Source organism: Citrobacter sp. CK191, from assembly GCF_030333435.1.
In the GTDB taxonomy this organism is placed as follows: Bacteria; Pseudomonadota; Gammaproteobacteria; order Enterobacterales; family Enterobacteriaceae; genus Citrobacter_B; species Citrobacter_B koseri.
The window spans coordinates 75,621-94,275 of sequence record NZ_JAOWFX010000031.1 but is presented as its reverse complement, the minus strand read 5'-3'; the positions used below and the strand labels follow the sequence as shown (position 1 = coordinate 94,275).

Annotated in this window: 21 protein-coding genes and 1 pseudogene; 4 read left to right on the top strand and 18 right to left on the bottom strand. The window is 53.8% G+C overall.

Annotated elements, in window-relative coordinates:
* Window positions 1-8: 8 nt before the first annotated feature.
* From OGV82_RS12095 to OGV82_RS12075, 5 genes are all read right to left on the bottom strand, one after another.
* Window positions 9-962 (bottom strand): transketolase family protein, encoded by a 954-nt coding sequence (locus tag OGV82_RS12095; RefSeq protein ID WP_047462336.1) that lies wholly within the window; start codon window positions 960-962, stop codon window positions 9-11.
* A complete protein-coding gene (locus tag OGV82_RS12090; protein ID WP_047462333.1) occupies window positions 955-1,785 on the bottom strand; it encodes a transketolase in 831 nt (276 codons plus the stop codon). The genes OGV82_RS12095 and OGV82_RS12090 overlap by 8 nt, the downstream gene beginning before the upstream one ends.
* Window positions 1,782-3,173, bottom strand: a complete 1,392-nt coding sequence (locus tag OGV82_RS12085; RefSeq protein ID WP_012131474.1) for a PTS ascorbate transporter subunit IIC — start codon at window positions 3,171-3,173, stop codon at window positions 1,782-1,784. The genes OGV82_RS12090 and OGV82_RS12085 overlap by 4 nt, the downstream gene beginning before the upstream one ends.
* 22 nt (window positions 3,174-3,195) lie before the next feature.
* Window positions 3,196-3,468 carry a PTS sugar transporter subunit IIB gene (locus OGV82_RS12080; protein ID WP_024130155.1) on the bottom strand — a complete coding sequence of 91 codons (273 nt, stop codon included), beginning with the start codon at window positions 3,466-3,468 and terminating at the stop codon, window positions 3,196-3,198.
* Window positions 3,469-3,550: 82 nt separating this feature from the next.
* Entirely contained in the window at window positions 3,551-3,994 is a 444-nt protein-coding gene (locus tag OGV82_RS12075) for a PTS sugar transporter subunit IIA (RefSeq protein ID WP_024130154.1), read from the bottom strand.
* A gap of 250 nt (window positions 3,995-4,244) precedes the next feature.
* On the opposite strand from OGV82_RS12075, the gene OGV82_RS12070 reads away from it, so the two are divergent.
* Window positions 4,245-5,264, top strand: coding sequence for a LacI family DNA-binding transcriptional regulator (locus OGV82_RS12070; RefSeq protein WP_012131471.1), 1,020 nt, complete (start codon window positions 4,245-4,247; stop codon window positions 5,262-5,264).
* Window positions 5,265-5,269: 5 nt separating this feature from the next.
* Here the strand turns inward: OGV82_RS12070 and yfcD are convergent, their stop codons facing one another.
* From yfcD to yfcF, 3 genes are read right to left on the bottom strand one after another with little or no spacing between them, the layout of a single operon-like run.
* The gene (yfcD, locus tag OGV82_RS12065; RefSeq protein WP_012131470.1) at window positions 5,270-5,824 is read right to left on the bottom strand and encodes an NUDIX hydrolase YfcD; all 555 of its coding nucleotides are present in this window, start codon (window positions 5,822-5,824) and stop codon (window positions 5,270-5,272) included.
* Between the two features lie 55 nt (window positions 5,825-5,879).
* Entirely contained in the window at window positions 5,880-6,431 is a 552-nt protein-coding gene (gene yfcE, locus OGV82_RS12060) for a phosphodiesterase (protein ID WP_047462326.1), read from the bottom strand.
* A 55-nt stretch (window positions 6,432-6,486) separates the two neighbouring features.
* Complete coding sequence (gene yfcF, locus OGV82_RS12055; RefSeq protein ID WP_047462323.1) at window positions 6,487-7,131, bottom strand: glutathione transferase; 645 nt, start codon at window positions 7,129-7,131, stop codon at window positions 6,487-6,489.
* A gap of 196 nt (window positions 7,132-7,327) precedes the next feature.
* Between yfcF and folX the strand changes: the two genes are divergently transcribed.
* From folX to OGV82_RS12040, 3 genes are all read left to right on the top strand, one after another.
* Window positions 7,328-7,690, top strand: a complete 363-nt coding sequence (gene folX, locus OGV82_RS12050; RefSeq protein ID WP_012131467.1) for a dihydroneopterin triphosphate 2'-epimerase — start codon at window positions 7,328-7,330, stop codon at window positions 7,688-7,690.
* Between the two features lie 19 nt (window positions 7,691-7,709).
* Entirely contained in the window at window positions 7,710-8,603 is an 894-nt protein-coding gene (locus tag OGV82_RS12045) for a TIGR01777 family oxidoreductase (protein ID WP_047462321.1), read from the top strand.
* 70 nt (window positions 8,604-8,673) lie between these two features.
* The gene (locus tag OGV82_RS12040; protein ID WP_047463968.1) at window positions 8,674-9,186 is read left to right on the top strand and encodes a GNAT family N-acetyltransferase; all 513 of its coding nucleotides are present in this window, start codon (window positions 8,674-8,676) and stop codon (window positions 9,184-9,186) included.
* Between the two features lie 97 nt (window positions 9,187-9,283).
* On the opposite strand, the gene hisP is transcribed toward OGV82_RS12040, so the two are convergent.
* The 10 genes and pseudogenes from hisP to folC form a co-directional block, all read right to left on the bottom strand.
* Entirely contained in the window at window positions 9,284-10,057 is a 774-nt protein-coding gene (gene hisP / locus OGV82_RS12035) for a histidine ABC transporter ATP-binding protein HisP (protein ID WP_049008687.1), read from the bottom strand.
* A gap of 7 nt (window positions 10,058-10,064) precedes the next feature.
* Window positions 10,065-10,781, bottom strand: coding sequence for a histidine ABC transporter permease HisM (gene hisM / locus OGV82_RS12030; protein WP_012131463.1), 717 nt, complete (start codon window positions 10,779-10,781; stop codon window positions 10,065-10,067).
* Window positions 10,778-11,464 carry a histidine ABC transporter permease HisQ gene (locus OGV82_RS12025; RefSeq protein WP_012131462.1) on the bottom strand — a complete coding sequence of 229 codons (687 nt, stop codon included), beginning with the start codon at window positions 11,462-11,464 and terminating at the stop codon, window positions 10,778-10,780. Before OGV82_RS12025 ends, hisM begins: the two co-directional genes overlap by 4 nt.
* A 185-nt stretch (window positions 11,465-11,649) precedes the next feature.
* Complete coding sequence (gene hisJ / locus OGV82_RS12020; protein WP_012131461.1) at window positions 11,650-12,432, bottom strand: histidine ABC transporter substrate-binding protein HisJ; 783 nt, start codon at window positions 12,430-12,432, stop codon at window positions 11,650-11,652.
* 247 nt (window positions 12,433-12,679) lie between these two features.
* Entirely contained in the window at window positions 12,680-13,462 is a 783-nt protein-coding gene (gene argT / locus OGV82_RS12015) for a lysine/arginine/ornithine ABC transporter substrate-binding protein ArgT (RefSeq protein ID WP_012131460.1), read from the bottom strand.
* 288 nt (window positions 13,463-13,750) lie between these two features.
* Window positions 13,751-14,326: pseudogene (locus OGV82_RS12010) on the bottom strand (UbiX family flavin prenyltransferase); the annotation flags it as partial.
* 91 nt (window positions 14,327-14,417) lie between these two features.
* Complete coding sequence (purF, locus tag OGV82_RS12005; RefSeq protein ID WP_047462315.1) at window positions 14,418-15,935, bottom strand: amidophosphoribosyltransferase; 1,518 nt, start codon at window positions 15,933-15,935, stop codon at window positions 14,418-14,420.
* A 35-nt stretch (window positions 15,936-15,970) separates the two neighbouring features.
* A complete protein-coding gene (gene cvpA / locus OGV82_RS12000; RefSeq protein ID WP_012131456.1) occupies window positions 15,971-16,459 on the bottom strand; it encodes a colicin V production protein in 489 nt (162 codons plus the stop codon).
* Window positions 16,460-16,706: 247 nt separating this feature from the next.
* Complete coding sequence (gene dedD, locus OGV82_RS11995) at window positions 16,707-17,390, bottom strand: cell division protein DedD (RefSeq protein WP_012131455.1); 684 nt, start codon at window positions 17,388-17,390, stop codon at window positions 16,707-16,709.
* Window positions 17,380-18,648: a bifunctional tetrahydrofolate synthase/dihydrofolate synthase gene (gene folC / locus OGV82_RS11990; protein WP_047462313.1), complete on the bottom strand. Its 1,269-nt coding sequence runs from the start codon at window positions 18,646-18,648 to the stop codon at window positions 17,380-17,382. Before folC ends, dedD begins: the two co-directional genes overlap by 11 nt.
* Window positions 18,649-18,655: the final 7 nt, after the last annotated feature.

The following is an 18,655-nucleotide window of genomic DNA, read 5'->3' as shown; positions in this document are numbered from 1 at the left end:
CATCATTATTACAGCAGCGTTTTCGCCGCTTCCACAATGGCCTCTGCGGTCAAACCATACTCCTTCTGCAAGAAATCCTGCGTTCCGACCTGACCATAACGCTCTTTAACGCCGACGCGGCGCATGGGCACCGGGCACGTTTCAACCAGCACTTCAGCCACGGCCGACCCAAGTCCATTATGAATGCTGTGGTTCTCACAGGTGACGATTCGCCCGGTTTTCTCCGCGTAATTTTTTACCAGCATGCGGTCGATGGGCTTGAGGGTAAACATATCGATAACCGCCGCGTTCACGCCATCCTGCTCCAGCTGGCGCGCCGCCTCCAGCGCCTCGGCAACCATAATGCCGTTGGCAATCAGCGTGATATCACTGCCTTCACGCAGAACATTCCCTTTACCGATGGTGAACGTCGATCCCGGCGCATAAATGCTCGGGGCCTGTTTGCGGATAGTTCGAACCCAGTAAAAACCCTCAAGATCGATAAGCTGGCGCAAAATATCCTTAAACATGACGGCATCGGTCACTTCCAGCACGACCGAGTGCGCCAGCCCACGCACAATACCCATATCTTCAAAAGACATATGGGTGCCGCCGTTATGGCAGGCAGTCACGCCGGCATCCGACGCGATCACCTTGACGTTGTTGCGCTGGTAATCGAGCGACATAAACAGCTGATCAAAACAGCGACGGCTGGCAAAGGCGGTGAAGGTATGGACAAACGGTTTGCGTCCGGTGAGCGATAGCCCTGCCGCAGTGCCGATCACATTGGCTTCCATAATGCCGCAGTTGATCACATGCTGAGGATAATCCCTCGCAACGCCGTCCATCGCCATAGAACTCATGAGATCCGCCTCAAGTGCGATAATCTGGCTTCCGGCCTCTATCTGCTCCGCCACAAATCCGGCGTACACTTTACGCATTTCCATGCTCTCTTTTTGTCCCGCGGGTGCAACCTTAATCATGCGCGGCCTCCAGTTGGCGAATCGTCTCGTTAAGCGCCTTTTTCATCTCATCGGTCAGACGCAGGTGATGGGAGTTGCTTAATTGCTCCAGGTAGGGCACGCCCTGTCCTTTAATACTGTCGAGGATCACCACGCGTGGACGGGCACCCGCCGCCGGAACCGGCTGAACGACCTCCAGCAGCCGGGCAATGTCATCGCCTTTCACGGTGACAACATCAAAACCGAAAGCGCAGAATTTCCCTTCCAGATCGAACGGGCAAATAATCTCATCCAGTTCGCCGTCCAGCTGTTGCTTGTTCCAGTCGATAAACACCGTCAGGTTGTTCAGGCGATGATGGGCGATAAACTGAAACGCTTCCCAGCACTGCCCTTCATTCAGCTCGCCGTCGCCGACGATACAAAATACCCGATTCGGGCGCCCGGCAAGTTTGTGCGACAGCGCCATCCCCCCGGCAATCGAGATCCCCTGCCCCAATGAACCGGTCGTCGCATCCACGCCGCGCGTTTTTAACCTGTCTGGATGACTCGGCAGACGGGTGCCGTTCTGGTTAAGCGTGTTCAGTTCTTCTGTCGGAAAGTAACCTTTAATCGCCAGCGTGCTGTAGAGCGCCGGGCCAGCATGACCTTTAGACAGCACAAAGTAATCGCGCTCCGGCCAGTCAGGGTCGGCCGGGTCAATCTTCATCACCGCGCCGTACAGCACCGCCAGCGTCTCCACCACCGACATGCTGCCGCCGTAGTGGCCAAAGCCAAGCTGCGTCAATGACTTAAGAGTGGCAACGCGAATATCGCGCGCCAGTTGAGTAACTTCATTCACATTCATAATTTGGCTCCGGTATTCTCCTGCGTGTTACCCCCCGCAGATTTGTTTTTCGCAAACACGTTGTACGCCACCAGCAGCACGAACAACGCCACAACAAGCCCTGTGATGGCAAGCGGCGACAAGTAGCGCGCCAGATTGCCCAGCACAATCCCCACTGCGCCGAAATCAGCGTCTGAGAAGGTCGTATTCGCAAAGCCGATCGCCCCCAGCACGGGCAGCAGCAGAACGGGCAGGAAAGTGATCAACAGACCGTTGGCAAATGCGCCGATCATCGCACCGCGACGCCCGCCAGTGGCATTACCAAATACGCCAGCCGTCGCACCGGTAAAGAAGTGCGGCACCACGCCCGGCAGGATCAGCACCAGCTTCATCTGTCCGAGCAGGAACAGACCGACCAAGCCGCCGAGGAAGCTAAACAGGAAGCCAATCAGCACCGCGTTAGGCGCATACGGATAGACGACCGGGCAGTCCAGCGCCGGACGGGCGTTCGGCACCAGTTTTTCTGAGAATCCGGTAAAGGCCGGTACGATTTCCGCCAGAATCAGACGTACGCCCTGTAGGATGATGAACACACCCGCCGCAAAGGTGATCGCCATAATGATGGCGTAGACCAGGTAGTTCTGACCGCCGCTGAAGGTGCTCTCGACATATTCACGCCCCGCGCTCACCGCCATGATCAGATAGATAATCATCATGGTCAGAGAGATAGAGATCGAACTGTCGCGCAGGAAGCTTAAGTTTTTAGGCAGGTTCATCTCTTCGGTAGAGCGGGAACCTTTACCGCAAAGGCTGCCGATCCAGCCGGACAGCACATAACCCAGCGTGCCGAAGTGACCAAACGCGATATCATCAGTGCCGGTGATACGCTTCATATAGCGCTGCGCCAGCGCCGGGAAAAAGGCCATCACCAGCCCCAGAATCAGCGATCCGGTAAAGACGAGACCAACGCCGTCAAAACCGGCAACCGTCAGGATTACACCGATCATACAGGCCATATAAAACGTATGGTGTCCTGTCAGAAAGATGTATTTCAGACGGGTAAAACGGGCGACCACAATATTTGCCACCATGCCAAAGGCCATGATCAGCGCCGTAGACGCCCCGTATTTTTCCAGAGCGATGGAAACAATCGCTTCGTTATTTGGAATAATCCCCTGGATATTAAACGCATGTTCAAACATTCCGCCGAGTGGATTTAAAGACCCGACCAGTACCGTTGCGCCGCCGCCCAGTACAATAAAACCTAAAATAGTTTTAATCGTGCCTTTCACCACATCGGAAAACGCTTTTTTCTGCGCGACAAGGCCAATTAAGGCAATTAACCCCACCAGCACCGAGGGCACTTTTAAGATATCAACAACAAAATTCAGCGTTTCAAGGATAAACATATCCGCCTCGCTTGCAATAAGGTTATTGTTTGGCGAACCAGGCGCGCAGCTGCGCTTCAAGTTCATTAATATCGATAATGTTATTAATCACCACCAGTTGACTTTCCGGCACGCTGGCGCTGGCGGCAATATCTTTCGCCATGACAAACAGATCCGCAGCGCCAGGCGTCGCCGAGGAGAGATCGGAATGCTCAACATCGGCATCAATTTCAAGCTTCCTGAGCACTTTTTTAATATTCATTTCGACCATAAAACTACTGCCCAGGCCAGAACCGCAAATAGCCATAATTTTCATTATCATCACCTTCTTTTAAGTAGAGTACGCCCGCATCACGCAGGCGCGTAATGTGTCAGGTAATTCGGAATGCGTAATTAAATTAGAAACGTGCGATTATTGTTTTTATTTCCTCCAGCGACTTCGCCTGATGTAATTTATCCATATCGTCATCGCTGGAAAATAACTCTGCCAGCGCCGAAATCATTTCAATATGGCTGTGTTTGTCGGGTGCCGCGAGCATCACGATGATATCCACCGGATCGAACTCGCCCGCCCCAAATGAGACACCCTGCTCCAGCTTTAACAACGACAAGCCTAATCCCTTTGCTCCCTCTTCCGGTCGCGCATGCGGCATCGCCAGACCCGGCGCCAGAACGTAATACGCGCCCAGCTTATGATGCTGCTCAACAATCGCCGTCACATATTCAGGTGTGATAACACCAGCATCCAGCAGCGGTCTGGCGCATATTTCCAGCGCCTGCGGCCAGTTTTCCACTCTCGCCTGCCGCATGATGGTTGCATCAGTTAGCCAGTGATTGAGCACATATCCTCCTCGCGTGATTGCCAGATATGAGCAAACTTTATTCAAGCGCTGAAACCTTATCTGTGATCATATTCACAAAGATAGCGCTATCAAAAGTTATCAGTCAGATATGTGATAGCGCTATCAAAATACAATCAACGCGTGAAATCACAGCCTTAAACCGGATTTAAGGCGTATACTGCTATTCCCGTGAAGCGATGAATGACAATAAAAAAACATCTCAATACGTTGTAATTGCGCAGGAATCTGTATGTCTATAACTCGAAAACGGCGTAGTACTGGTAAGGTGACCATCGCCGATGTTGCTCAGCTTGCCGGTGTCGGCACCATGACCGTGTCCCGTGCGTTACGCACGCCTGAGCAAGTTTCCGATAAACTCCGGGAAAAAATCGAAGCCGCAGTGAATGAACTCGGTTACATGCCCAATCTTGCCGCAAGCGCGCTGGCTTCCGCCTCGTCACGGACCATCGCGATGGTCGTCCCGAACCTCACGGAAGCCGGTTGTTCAGAAATGTTTGCCGGACTTCAGCAAGTTTTACAGCCTGCGGGATACCAGATTATGCTGGCGGAGTCCCTTCACCATCTCGAACAGGAAGAGAAACTGCTGGAGACGCTGCTGGCCTCCAACATCGCCGCCGCCATCTTACTCAGCGTCGAGCACAGCGACACGGTGCGTCACTGGTTAAAAAACGCGTCGATTCCGGTGATGGAAATTGGCGCCATTCGTACCGATCCGATTGATATGAATATCGGTATCGATAACGTCGCGGCAATGTACGAACTGACCGAAATGCTCATTCAGCGCGGTTATCAGAATATTGGCCTGCTTTGCGCCAATCAGGAGCAGTGGATCTTTCAACAGCATTTGCAGGGCTGGTACAAGGCGATGTTGCGCCACCATATGTCGCCCAATCGCGTGATTAACGCCGCCCTGCCGCCAAACTTTTCCACCGGCGCCTCGCAGCTTCCCGAATTTATTCTGGCGTGGCCCGAGCTGGACGCGCTGGTGTGCGTATCCGATGAGCTGGCTTGCGGTGCGTTATATGAGTGCCAGCGCAGACGGATCAAGGTCCCTGACGATCTGGCGGTGGTAGGATTCGGCGACAGCGATGTGAGCCGGGTTTGTCAGCCGCCGTTAACGACAATGGCCGTACCGCATCGTAAGATAGGCCTTGAAGCCGGACGCGCGCTGCTGGAACGTCTGAAGGATGGCAACTGGAGCGATCGGAAACAGATCGCCTCCAGTTTATGCTTGCGGGATAGCTGTTAGAGACCTTATTCCGTCTCTTCTTGCTTCTCTTGCTTTGCCGATTCATTGTTGGCATTGCGGGTCATCCACAACGCCAGCGCTTTCAATGAGTCCGGGGTGAACTCATCGCAACGCGCCGTAATTTCTTCCGGCGTCAGCCAGCAGACTTCGCTGATCTCTTCTTCCTGAAGCGCGAATGGTCCATGAGAAACGCAGCTAAATAATCCGCCCCAGACACGGCAATTATCATCTTCAAAATAGAACTGACCGTGCTCAGCAAACGGCACGCCTGCGATACCCAGTTCTTCTTCCGCTTCACGTCGTGCAGACTCCAGCAGTTGCTCATCGGCCTGCACCACCCCACCTGCGGTGGCATCTAACATGCCGGGCAAAAAGTCTTTTGTCTCAGTACGGCGTTGAACCAGAATTTTGCCCATACCATCATGCACGACGATATACGTTGCACGATGACGTAAGCGCTGCGCTCGCATTTGCTCCCGGCTGGATTGCGCAATGACTTCGTTCTCTTCATTCACAATATCCACCCATTCAGTACTTGCCAAACGACGCTGTTCCACCATCAGGAAACCTTCTTTTTCTGGCGCTCTTACGGCGCATTTACAATTGTGGGGTAAATTACGGATTAATCGCGACCTGCGCAATGATACTTTGATCATTGAGTGCGATTACGCTCAAAACATTATCATCCAGAATGCCGTAGCTTGCTGCAAACCCACCTTTCGGGATGCTGACTGAGCCTGGATTAAAGTGATACAGTTCGCCGCGTTTTTCAGCGACCGGCAGATGAGTATGCCCATAAGCAAGAACGTCGCCCGCATTTAACGCGGGTACATTATCCGCCCCGAACAGGTGTCCGTGGGTCAGGAAGATGCGCCGGTTTTCCAGCAGCACTTGCTGCCACGGCGCGGTTATCGGGAAATGGAGCAGCATCTGATCCACTTCGCTGTCACAGTTTCCCCGTACCGCAATAATACGCGCCGCCTGCTCGTTCAGGCGTTCTGCCACCTGCGCCGGTGCGTAGCCTTCCGGCAGCGCGTTACGCGGCCCGTGATAAAGCACATCACCCAGTATCACCAGCCATTGCGCGCCACTTTGCGCAAACCGTTCAAGTACGCGCTCTGTCGCAGGTAACGAACCATGAATGTCCGATGCAAACATCAGTTTCATCACTCACTCCTCGTCATAAAAAACCGCTCTATGATACTGGATTATACGCGGATTATCAGCCTGAACGCTTTGCGGAAAGCGCAATAAAACGTTGAACGGAGGCGCGCTGCCACTGGAATGCTGCATATTCCGCCAGTGCCTCAGGAATCTCGTCGCCGTTCAGTACGAGGCGGTTAAGCATGAGCGCCAAATCGGTATCCGCAATACACCATTCGCCAAATAAATTCGGCTTACCGTGAGCGAGCAAACCACTGGCCGTCGCCACCAGTTTTGCCGCGCTCTCTTTCCCCGCTTCGCTCAACGGGCCTTTCCTGGCCGCCGCAAAGACCACATCCGTCGAACGTTCCTCGCGAATGGGCATTAAATCACTGCGTAACCACGCCTGAATCTGGCGCGCGCGGGCGCGTTTTTGCAGATCGTGCGGGTAGATGCGCTCCCACTGCGGCGGCGCAAAGCGATCTTCCAGATACTCGGTAATCGCCGACGACTCGCTAAGCTCAAAGCCATCGATTTCCAGCACCGGGACGCGGCGCGTTAACGCGTAGCCCTGCCATGAGGGCTGCAAATGCTCGCCGCTGCTCAGGTCAACGGTTTTGAGGCTAAAAGGCAGTCCTTTCTCCTGCAAGGCAACATAAACGGATAAGACGTAAGGAGAGAAAAAGTTAGCGTCTGACCAAAGCGTAATCTCGGGTTTGCTCATAATGTCCTCTTCGTTCTTTGGGCTTTCTCTCAAAATATAGAGTCTTTCGCATACTGTCACCTGATGAAAACTCATACTGAGCCCGGCAACAGAACGCGCAAGACTGCGGCCTTAGCAGAAGCCTGAGAGTCAGAGCGGATAACGCGGCCGGGTTCTCGTGTATCATGCAAAGGTTCAACCATGGAGGACGCCTGCAATGTCACAACCTGACGCTATTATTCGTATAAAAAACCTTCGTCTGCGCACGTTTATCGGTATCAAAGAGGAAGAGATCCTCAACCGCCAGGATATTGTTATTAACGTTGCCATTCACTATCCGGCGGAAAAAGCCCGCGTAAGCGAGGACATCAACGACGCGCTGAATTACCGCACCATCACAAAAAACATTATTCAGCATGTGGAGAGCAACCGATTCTCGCTGTTAGAAAAATTAACTCAGGATGTGCTCGACATCGCACGCGAACATCACTGGGTCACTTATGCTGAAGTAGAGATCGACAAACTTCATGCGCTGCGTTATGCCGATTCCGTCTCCATGACGCTCAGCTGGCGACGTTAAGCGCTATCCGGGAGGAAACATGCAGATTCTGATTACCGGCGGTACTGGCCTGATAGGACGCCACCTGATTCCCCGTCTGCTGGAGCTGGGGCATCAGGTGACGGTCGTCACACGGAGTCCCGATAAGGCGCGTCAGCTTCTCGACTCCCGGGTTGCGCTGTGGAAAGGGCTGGAGGACAGGCAGAACCTCAACGACATAGACGCCGTGGTCAACCTTGCTGGCGAGCCTATCGCCGACAAACGCTGGACCGCGCAGCAAAAAGAGCGTTTGTGTCAAAGCCGCTGGTCCATCACGCAAAAGCTGGCGGATTTGATCAACGCCAGCGAGACGCCCCCGGCCGCGTTAATTTCCGGGTCTGCCGCAGGCTATTACGGCGATCTGGGCGAAGTTGTCGTAACGGAAGAAGAGCCGCCGCATAACGAATTTACCCATAAGTTATGCGCGCGTTGGGAGCAGATTGCCTGTAGCGCGCAAAGTGATAAAACGCGCGTTTGTCTGCTACGCACCGGCGTCGTCCTGGCGCCGGAAGGCGGCATTCTGGCCAAAATGATCCCGCCGTTTCGCCTGGGGCTGGGAGGGCCAATTGGCAATGGGCGTCAGTATCTGGCCTGGATCCATATCGATGATATGGTAAACGGTATTCTCTGGCTGCTGGATAACGACCTGCGCGGTCCGTTCAATATGGTCTCGCCTTATCCGGTTCGTAATGAACAGTTCGCCCATGCGCTGGGCCATGCGCTGAACCGCCCCGCAATCCTGCGCGTTCCCGCGACCGTCATCCGCCTGTTAATGGGGGAATCATCGGTACTGGTGCTGGGCGGACAGCGCGCATTGCCAAAAAGACTGGAGGCGGCGGGGTTTTCATTTCGCTGGTACGATTTAGAAGAAGCGCTGGCCGATGTGATCCGTTAAACCATTCACCTGGTCACTGTAGCCATTCCGGTGGTAAGGTAGTATGCCTGACTTCTGGAATGGCGATTTTATGGCGATAATAACCACCTCCCGATTGACCCTCTCCCTTTTTCAACCTACTGACTGGTCCTTTTTTCTCGCACTGCGTGAAAACCCTGACATCATGCGTTATATGGCTGATATCACGCCGGAAAAAGACACTCGCCTGCTGTTCGCCCGTCGCCTCGTCTCAAAGCATACCTTCGTCATCCGCCTGCATAACAGCGATAAGCCTTTGGGCGACATTGGCTTACAAATTAGCCACCATTATCCGCAGGAAGCCGATATCGGCTATACGGTGCTCCCGGAAGCGCAAGGGAGAGGGATCGCCACAGAAGCCTTATATGCCGTCTGCGATTACGCCTTTACGCATACCAGCGTGAAAGCGATAAACGCCTATGTGCTGGCAGAGAATCACGCGTCTGTGCGCGTGCTGGAAAAGCGTGGTTTTACGCGGACTCAGGTGCTGGAAAACGCCTATGAGGTGAACGGCATCCGGTATGACGAATGGGTATACCGTCTGGAAAGCAAAATGGGGCGATAATCGCCGGATGGCGGCGATGCCTTATCCGGCCTACGTGTCGGCCCGGTAAGCACAGCGCCACCGGGCAAAATTGTTTCTCTGAGCGACGGATAAACCGCTACTTCAGCGAACCTTTCAGGAACTGTTGCAAACGCGGGCTTTGCGGGTTGCCGAATACCTGCTCTGGATCGCCTTCTTCTTCGATTTTCCCCTGATGCAGGAAAATCACATGAGTGGAAACATGGCGGGCAAACCCCATTTCATGCGTCACCACCACCATCGTTTTCCCCTCTTCCGCTAACTGCTGCATGATACGCAAGACTTCGCCTACCAGTTCGGGGTCAAGCGCCGATGTCGGCTCATCAAACAGCAGCACCTCAGGTTCCATCGCCAACGCGCGGGCAATTGAGACGCGCTGCTGCTGACCACCGGAGAGGTGTACCGGGTATTTTCCCTGCGCACGTTCATCAATACCGACTTTCGCCAGGTATTTCACCGCACGCTCGCGCGCTTCATGTTTGCTTAATCCCAGCACCTGAATCGGCGCTTCCATAACGTTCTCCAGCACCGTCATGTGGCTCCAGAGATTGAAGTGCTGAAATACCATCGTCAGGCGCGTACGCAGCAGCCGCAGCTGGTTTTTATCGGCGACCTTTAGCTGGCCGTCTTTATCACGCACCAGGGAAATATTCTGGCCGCTCACCACAATCGACCCTTCGCTCGGTTTTTCGAGGAAGTTAATACAGCGCAGAAAGGTACTCTTACCGGAGCCAGACGATCCGATAATACTGATCACATCTCCGGCGTTAGCCTGTAGCGATACCCCTTTCAGCACCTCATGTTCGCCGTAGCGCTTGTGCAAATCGATAACGTTTAATTTATTCTCAGACATCGTATTCTCAGTGCGTTGAAGAAGGTTTCACGTGCTGGAGCCAGCGCTTTTCCGCTTTACGGAACAGGCTAATCAGGACATACGAAATAATCAAATACAGCACAGCGGCAATGCCGAATGCGGTAAACGGTTGATAGGTTGCCGAGTTAATATCACGGGCGATTTTCAGCAAATCCGGCACCGTCGCGGTAAACGCCAGCGCGGTTGAGTGCAGCATCAGGATCACTTCGTTACTGTATGCTGGCAGCGCGATACGCAGCGCGGAAGGTAAAATAATACAGCGATACATTTTGAACGATGAGAAGCCATACGCCCGCGCCGCTTCAATTTCCCCGTGCGGTACTGAACGGATGGCGCCAGCGAAAATCTCCGTGGTATAGGCGCAGGTATTCAGCGTCAACGCCAGAACGGTACAGTTAAGACCGCTACGGAAAAACGCGTTGAGGAGATCGGTTCCTTTCACGATCTCCAGCGTGTACATCCCGGAATAGAACACCAGCAGTTGCACATACAGCGGCGTACCGCGAAAAACATAGGTAAACAACCAGATGGGGAACTGGATAAATTTGTTGCTGGAAACGCGGCCAATCGCCAAAAACAGCGCCAGAATGCCGCCCATCACCACCGAGGAGATCAGCAGCCACAGCGTAATAGCCACGCCGGTAAAGCGATAGCCATCGCTCCAGAGCAGGGATTTCCAGTACTCCTGAATAATCTCGATCACAGGTCAGCCCTCTTCACACCCACGGAGTAGCGGCGCTCGAGGAACAGCAGCACACCATTGGAAACCGTTGTAAATACCAGATAAATCAGCCCGCACACTACGGCGAAATAGAATGGCTCCCAGGTGCTCTTGCCGGCCAGCTGCGTGGCTTTGACCACATCTTCCAGCCCGAGCAGCGAAACCAGCGCCGTCGCTTTGAGGATAACCTGCCAGTTATTACCAATCCCCGGTAAGGCGTAGCGCATCATCGCCGGGAACATAATCCGCCGGAATATTTGCGAACCGGTGAAACCGAATGCCGTCGCCGCTTCAATATGCCCTTTGGGCACCGCCATAAACGCGCCACGGAAAGTTTCCGTAAAGTACGCGCCATAGATAAAACCCAGGGTGATAATACCGGCGACCATCGGATCAATATCAATCTGCCCTATTCCCATCGCGTCGGTCACCGCATTGAGCGCGATTTGCAACCCGTAGAAAATCAGCAGCATTAAAACCAGATCCGGCACCCCGCGAATCAGGGTGGTATAGCCTTCGAAAATAAGTCCCGTCACCCGGTTTTGCGAAAGTTTCGCGCCCGCGCCGACAAGACCGATCAGCACGGCCAGCACAACTGAGCTGAGGGCCAGCTCAAGCGTGACAAGCGCGCCCTGAAAAATAACACCTGAAAACCCGTACAACATGCTGCCTGTCCTGTCGTGTGTGGTGAGTAAGACGCCTCTTTTGATCTCAGTCGAACCGTTAAATGCCGGATGGAGGCTTTGCCTTATCCGACCTACAAAATCTCTGTAGGCCTGATAAGCGCAGCGCCATCAGGCATAAAATCAGCGCGTCAAAAATCTGCGGGCGTTATCTGCACCAGCGGCGATTAACCGCCGTAAACATCAAAATCAAAGTACTTTTTCGCCAGCTTCTCGTAAGTACCGTCAGCACGCATTTCCGCAAATGCTTTGTTCAGGGCTTCGCGCAGTTCGTTATCCTCTTTGCGCAGCCCCATACCCGTACCCACACCGAACAGTTTCTCGTCTTTCACCGACGGGCCGCCGAATTTGTAATCTTTGCCTACAGGCTGCTTCAGGAAGCCTTCGCTGGCTGCGACTTCATCCTGGAAAGCGGCATCGATACGCCCTGCCGTCAGGTCGGAATAGATATTGTCCTGACCCTGGTAAGAGACGATTTCAATGCCTTTCGGCGCCCAGTGCTCATTACCAAACGTTTCCTGCGTGGTGCCCTGCAATACGCCAACACGCTTGCCTTTCAGGGACTCAACGGTCGGCTGGATATCAGAATCTTTGGCGACGACCAGGCGAGAGTCTGCTGCATAGAATTTGTCGGTAAACGCGATTTCCTGCTGACGCTTTTCGGTGATGGAAAGCGAGGACATGATGGCATCGATTTTCTTCGCTTTTAACGACGGGATCAGCGCATCCAGCGGGTTTTCCACGAAGGTACATTGTGTATTAATACGTTTGCACAGCTCTTTGGCCAGATCGATATCAAAACCGACCAATTCACCCTGTGCATTTTTCGATTCAAAAGGGGCATAAGTCGGATCGGTACCGATACGAACTTTTTGCGGAATGGCTGCAAATGCTGCGGTAGCACTGGAGAAAGCCAGGACCAGAGAAAGAGACAACACCAGTTTTTTCATAACTATCCTCAACAGACTGTCTTTTATAGGGGATCTTTACAGGACCAGGTGCAGTTATCGTGCCATTAATCGGGCCGACAAGGCAAAGCATTCTACCCTGTCAGCCGGTTTATTTTGCATGAAAAGCGCTTAAGTATGCATTCATGCTCATTTTGACAGCGACAAACGCACCATGATGGTGCAAATCTCTCATCACGCACCGTGATGGTTAACCAAAACGGTGCGCAACACTCCCCGCAGCAACCTGTCAGTCGCCGTAGACGTTAAAGTCAAAGTACTTTTTCGCCATCTTGTCGTAGGTGCCGTCAGCACGCAGATCGCTCAGCGCTTTATCAAACGCCGCTTTCAGCTCGGTATCGTCTTTACGCAAGCCAACCCCGGTGCCGTCGCCAAAGTACTTTTTATCTTTCACGGAAGGACCGGCAAACGCATAGTCCTTGCCCGCAGGCTGTTTGAGGAACCCTTCGCTGGCCGCAACTTCATCCTGCAATGCAGCATCAAGACGGCCCGCCGTCAGGTCGGAATAGATGAGATCCTGGTTCGCGTAGGCCACAACATCCACGCCTTTGCTGCGCCAGTTATCATTCGCATAGGCTTCCTGAGTGGAGCCTTGCAGTACGCCAACGTGCTTGCCCTTCAGCGAGTCAATCGTCGGCTGGACAGATGAGCCTTTCGCGGCAATCAGGCGCGAGTCGGCGGCATACAGTTTGTCGGAGAAGGCAATCTCCTGCTGGCGTTTCTCGGTAATGGAGAGCGATGAAATGATGGCATCGATTTTCTTCGCTTTCAGGGAAGGAATCAGCGCGTCAAAATCGCTGCCGACCCAGGTGCATTTGATCTGCATACGTTTGCACATCTCATTGCCCAGATCGATATCAAAACCGACAAAATCCCCTTTGGCATCTTTCGATGAGAAAGGCGCATATGTCGCGTCTGTACCAATACGAACCGTCTGCGGTAGCGCTGCGTAGCTGGCCGCCGTTGCGGAAAGTCCTACCAGCAAAGACAAAGCGAGAACTGTCTTCTTCATACATAACCCTCAAGTGGCGTAATTTTATTATGTTTTGCATTGTGTTGTGTGTTTGCAGACTTTTTCATGCAGGTCTTATGCCATTTTCACGTCGGCGTCCCTATTTGACGTTAAATATGTTAATAAAACGTTGCAATATTGTCCTGATGTTGAAGATAGCAGGTATGACGGTTGAACCGCAGCGTTTCGGTCGCTTTTAGCGAATTAAATGTTGAGGATATGATCGCGGTTACAAAATTGCCCTGAAACAGGGCAATTTGTGCAAAAACGCACTGTGAACGGGCAGCGTTATGCGCCCTGCCAACGGGTGAAAAGATCGTGCGGCAACGTGATATCAAACTGATCCAGAACACGATTAACCGTCTGATTAATCACATCATCCAGCGTTTGCGGGCAATGATAAAACGCGGGAACCGGTGGCATAATAACGGCGCCAATTTCAGCCGCCTGAGTCATGAGGCGCAGGTGTCCTAAATGCAGCGGCGTTTCCCGCACGCACAACACCAGCGGGCGGCGTTCTTTCAGGACAACATCCGCCGCACGGGTGAGAAGTCCGTCAGTATAGCTGTGTACAATACCGGAGAGCGTTTTGATCGAGCACGGTAAAATCACCATCCCCGCCGTCTGAAAGGAGCCAGAAGAGATACTGGCGGCAATATCGCGCGCATCATGGGTGACATCGGCCAGAGCCTGTACCTCCCGCAAGGAAAATTCGGTTTCCAGCGCAAGCGTCTGACGCGCTGCCGGACTCATCACCAGGTGGGTCTCCACATCCGCCACGTCACGCAAAACCTGCAACAAGCGCACGCCATAAATCGCGCCGCTGGCGCCGCTAATCCCTACAATGAGTCGTTTCATGATTTTTGCCCTTTCTTGCGTCTGGGCTGACTTTGCAGGATTTTACGGGGCGTTGCAAGCAAGGGCGCGGATTGCGCGCCCTTGCCGGGAGGAGAGATTAACCTTCGTTATGCATTTCCAGGTTTTCCACTTCGTTCTGACGCTGCATCGCTTTGACATCGTCGTTACGCAGGGAATCCAGATAATCGAGATACTGCTGGTCAACGTCTTTCGTGACATACACGCCGTTAAAGACCGAACATTCAAACTGCTGAATATCCGGGTTCTCAGCGCGAACAGCTTCAATCAGATCGTTCAGATCCTGGAAGATAAGCCCATCGGCACCGATGATCTGGCGAATTTCATCCACTTCACGACCATGAGCAATCAGCTCATTTGCCGTCGGCATATCGATACCGTAAACGTTCGGGAAGCGAATTTCCGGCGCCGCAGAAGCCAGATAGACCTTCTTCGCGCCGGCTTCACGGGCCATCTCAATAATCTGTTCAGAGGTGGTGCCGCGCACGATGGAGTCATCCACTAGCAGGACGTTCTTATCGCGGAATTCAGCGCGGTTGGCGTTCAGCTTGCGACGCACGGACTTACGGCGCAACTGCTGGCCCGGCATGATAAACGTCCGGCCAACGTAACGGTTTTTCACAAAGCCCTGGCGGTACGGTTTACCCAGAATGCGGGCGATTTCCAGCGCGATATCGCAGGAGGTTTCTGGAATCGGGATCACCACGTCGATATCCAGATCTTCCCATTCACGGGCAATTTTTTCGCCCAACTTCGTCCCCATATTCACGCGGGCGCTGTAGACGGAAATTTTGTCGATGAACGAGTCCGGGCGCGCAAAGTAGACGTATTCGAACAGGCACGGATTGCTGACCGGGTTATCCGCGCACTGGCGGGTAAACAACTGGCCTTTTTCGGTGATGTACACCGCTTCGCCCGGCGCCACATCGCGCAGGAATTCGAAGCCCAGCGTATCAAGCGCCACGCTTTCGGACGCAACCATATATTCAGTGCGGCCATCGCCAATGTCGCGCTTGCCCAGCACCAGCGGGCGGATGCCGTTCGGATCGCGGAAAGCCACCATACCGTGCCCGATAATCATCGCCACGCAGGCATACGCGCCGCGAATCTGGCGGTTGGTCGCGGCAATGGCGGCAAAGATGTTATCGGCTTCCAGTGGGTAATGACGGAAGTTATCCAGCTCGCTGGCAAAAATATTGAGCAGGATTTCAGAATCTGACGTGGTGTTGATGTGACGACGTTTTTCTTCAAACAGCTTTTTACGCAGCTCATGCGCGTTGGTCAGGTTGCCGTTATGAGCAAGCGTGATGCCATACGGCGAGTTGACGTAAAAAGGTTGAGCTTCGGAGGCGCTGGAGCTGCCAGCCGTTGGGTAACGCACATGCCCGATGCCCATATTGCCCTGCATACGCTGCATATGGCGAGCTTCAAAAACATCGCTCACCAGTCCGTTTGCCTTACGCAAGCGGAAGCAGTTGTTGGCATCAATGGTGATGATGCCAGCGGCATCCTGACCACGATGCTGGAGCACCGTTAACGCGTCATAAATCGACTGGTTTACCGGCATAACACCGGCGATACCGACAATACCGCACATACGTCTTTTCCTCGTTAAGCCACATCTCAGAACCGTTACGTTCTGGGCAAGAAACTTGACGAGCTTTGCAGATAGTCAAAGAACCATCTGATGATGAAACTGAACTGCGGGATAAGCTGCGACTTGCTCCAGTCTTCGCTTTTCGACAGGCCGGTAAACGTATCGAGAAAGAACAGAATGGCGGCGACGATTAACGCTCCTCGCAGCGCGCCAAAACAGATCCCCAACACCCTGTCAGTACCCGACAGGCCGGTTTTCTCCACCAGCTGACCTATCACAAAGTTCACGATAGCGCCGACGATAAGCGTCGCGATAAACAGTATCGCGATAGCAATCCCATTTCGAACCAGTTCGTCTTCAAAGCCCGTAAACCAGACAGACAGGTAAGTGTAGTAATGGCTGGCGACAAAGAAAGCACAACCCCATGTCACCAACGATAACGCTTCACGAACAAAGCCACGGATCAGGCTAACCAGACAGGAAAAACCAATCACCGCGATAATGGCGTAATCAATCCAGACCATATGTGTCCCACGATTTTACGCCCTGTCGTCCTGTTCGGGGCGCATTCTAACAGAAAAAGAAAACGTTTGCGTAGGGATTTCCTTCCCGTGCGTAAATAAAAATGGCGCTGAAAAAATATTCAACGCCATCAAATTTTTTGCCTCTTCGGGCATTGCCGGATGGCGGTGCAAGCACCTTATCCGGCCTGGAAAACAGTGCACCGTAGGCCTGATAAGACGCGCAGCGTCGCCATCAGGCAGCAGTGGCTTAGTTCGGGCTGTAACCCATCACCACGCCACTCAAACCGGAGATCTGCTGTAACTCGCCAAGAGAATTTTTCAGCTTGTCTCTTGAGGCGTCAGGCCCGACGAGGATACGGGTTATTTTACCCTGTACCGGCGTTGACGGAGAAGTATATACCCGGAAGCCCGCGCCACGAAGTTTACCCACTATCTCATTGACCTTATCGGCATTTTTCAACGCCCCCAACTGCACAACGTACGCTTTACCCGTTGGCGCGGGTTTTTCTTCAGCAGCAGGTTTCGGCTCAGGCGCCGGTGTCGGCGTTGCCGCTACCGGTTGCTGCGGCTTCGGCTGTGGTTTCGGTTTTTCAACCGGTTTCGGCTTCGGCGGCTCAACAGGTGCGGGGACAGGATCGAAACTGGCGTTGTTTTCCGCAGCAAAACGGGAAGGGTCCAGAGACGGCGCTGCCGCATCTCCGGCACGCACCTCCTCAGCAGCGCCTTCAGGCGGCTGGGTCGGCAACGCCTGTGTTGCGGCTGGCATCATATCAGGCTCATCGCGATCGCCAGGCTTTGGCACCAGCGGGATCGCCGCAAACTCATCCTGATAGTGTTTTTTCTGCCCGTCGAGCAGCCCGGGAAGCACAATCACCCCGAGAGCGACCAGCACGATTGTGCCAACTAAACGATTCTGAAACTTACTCGCCACCGCTTCTCCCCGCGTCCATCACTTCCATGACATGTGCAACCGTGTGAAATGATCCACACACCAGCACGGTATCTTCTGGTTTCGCCTCTGCCAGCGCGGCATGCCACGCCAGCGCGACACTGTCATAGACAGTGCCTTTGCCCAGATGTTCCAGCAATTGCTCCGCCGTCGCGCCGCGAGGCCCTTCCAGCGGCGCGCAATACCAGTCGTCGACCACGCTTTTCAGCCAGGCTAATGTCCCTGCGATATCTTTATCATGTAGCATACCGATAACGGCAAGTATACGCCCGTTTTTCGGCAACATTTTCAGGCGTTCTGTCAGATATTCCGCAGCATGGGGATTATGTGCGACATCCAGAATCACCCGTGGCGATTCGCTCACTATCTGGAAACGACCGGGCAAAATCGCCCGGGCAATACCGTCACGAATCGCCTGCTCGCTGATGTTCAGCCCGCTGGCGCGCAGTGTCGCCAGCGCGGTGGCGGCGTTAGGCTGAGGCACCTGCGGCAGCGGAAGATTCGCCAGCGTACCTTCGCCGTCCGTAAACGACCAGCCGTCGCCCGTCACATCATAATGCCAGTCCACGCCGCGACGCTGTAACTGCGCCCCGGTTTCCTGCGCCACATCGGCGATGGTATACGGCATTTCCGGTTCGCCGACGATAGCCGGTTTTTCCGCCCGGAAGATCCCCGCCTTCTCACGCCCGATACTTTCGCGGTCCGGCCCCAGCCAGTCGGTATGATCCAACGCAATGCTGGTCACTACCGCAACATCCGCATCAACAATATTGGTCGCGTCCAGACGTCCGCCCAGCCCGACTTCCAGAATCACCACGTCAAGCTGAGCCTGCTTAAACAGCCACAGCGCCGACAGCGTGCCGTATTCAAAGTAGGTCAGAGAAATGTCTTCGCGCGCGGCCTCAATCTCGGCGAACGAGGCGGTATGAGCAGACTCCGGCAACTCATTCCCCTGCACGCGAACGCGCTCGGTGTAGCGCACCAGATGCGGAGAACTGTAGACGCCCACTTTATAGCCCGCCGCCGTCAGCACAGACTCCAGCGTGCGGCAGGTCGTTCCTTTACCGTTAGTACCCGCCACCGTAAAGACAAACGGCGCGGGTTTCAGCACGCCCAGACGCGCCGCAACCCGGCTTACGCGTTCCAGGCCCAAATCGATAGTTTTACTGTGCAGGTTTTCCAGATAAGAAAGCCACGCTGCCAGGGGCGACGCGGCTTGGGGAATGCGTTTATTGTCCATGATGCCT

What these genes read in the sequence shown, in the direction of transcription:
- OGV82_RS12045 (WP_047462321.1), top strand. Translation starts at nt 7,710, where the DNA reads ATGCAGATTCTGATTACCGGCGGTACTGGCCTGATAGGACGCCACCTG.
- OGV82_RS12085 (WP_012131474.1), bottom strand. Translation starts at nt 3,173, where the DNA reads ATGTTTATCCTTGAAACGCTGAATTTTGTTGTTGATATCTTAAAAGTG.
- OGV82_RS12025 (WP_012131462.1), bottom strand. Translation starts at nt 11,464, where the DNA reads ATGTTGTACGGGTTTTCAGGTGTTATTTTTCAGGGCGCGCTTGTCACG.
- folC (WP_047462313.1), bottom strand. Translation starts at nt 18,648, where the DNA reads ATGGACAATAAACGCATTCCCCAAGCCGCGTCGCCCCTGGCAGCGTGG.
- folX (WP_012131467.1), top strand. Translation starts at nt 7,328, where the DNA reads ATGTCACAACCTGACGCTATTATTCGTATAAAAAACCTTCGTCTGCGC.
- OGV82_RS12090 (WP_047462333.1), bottom strand. Translation starts at nt 1,785, where the DNA reads ATGAATGTGAATGAAGTTACTCAACTGGCGCGCGATATTCGCGTTGCC.
- hisJ (WP_012131461.1), bottom strand. Translation starts at nt 12,432, where the DNA reads ATGAAAAAACTGGTGTTGTCTCTTTCTCTGGTCCTGGCTTTCTCCAGT.
- OGV82_RS12070 (WP_012131471.1), top strand. Translation starts at nt 4,245, where the DNA reads ATGTCTATAACTCGAAAACGGCGTAGTACTGGTAAGGTGACCATCGCC.
- yfcD (WP_012131470.1), bottom strand. Translation starts at nt 5,824, where the DNA reads ATGGTGGAACAGCGTCGTTTGGCAAGTACTGAATGGGTGGATATTGTG.
- yfcE (WP_047462326.1), bottom strand. Translation starts at nt 6,431, where the DNA reads ATGAAACTGATGTTTGCATCGGACATTCATGGTTCGTTACCTGCGACA.
- purF (WP_047462315.1), bottom strand. Translation starts at nt 15,935, where the DNA reads ATGTGCGGTATTGTCGGTATCGCCGGTGTTATGCCGGTAAACCAGTCG.
- OGV82_RS12095 (WP_047462336.1), bottom strand. Translation starts at nt 962, where the DNA reads ATGATTAAGGTTGCACCCGCGGGACAAAAAGAGAGCATGGAAATGCGT.
- OGV82_RS12040 (WP_047463968.1), top strand. Translation starts at nt 8,674, where the DNA reads ATGGCGATAATAACCACCTCCCGATTGACCCTCTCCCTTTTTCAACCT.
- yfcF (WP_047462323.1), bottom strand. Translation starts at nt 7,131, where the DNA reads ATGAGCAAACCCGAGATTACGCTTTGGTCAGACGCTAACTTTTTCTCT.
- argT (WP_012131460.1), bottom strand. Translation starts at nt 13,462, where the DNA reads ATGAAGAAGACAGTTCTCGCTTTGTCTTTGCTGGTAGGACTTTCCGCA.
- cvpA (WP_012131456.1), bottom strand. Translation starts at nt 16,459, where the DNA reads ATGGTCTGGATTGATTACGCCATTATCGCGGTGATTGGTTTTTCCTGT.
- hisP (WP_049008687.1), bottom strand. Translation starts at nt 10,057, where the DNA reads ATGTCTGAGAATAAATTAAACGTTATCGATTTGCACAAGCGCTACGGC.
- OGV82_RS12080 (WP_024130155.1), bottom strand. Translation starts at nt 3,468, where the DNA reads ATGAAAATTATGGCTATTTGCGGTTCTGGCCTGGGCAGTAGTTTTATG.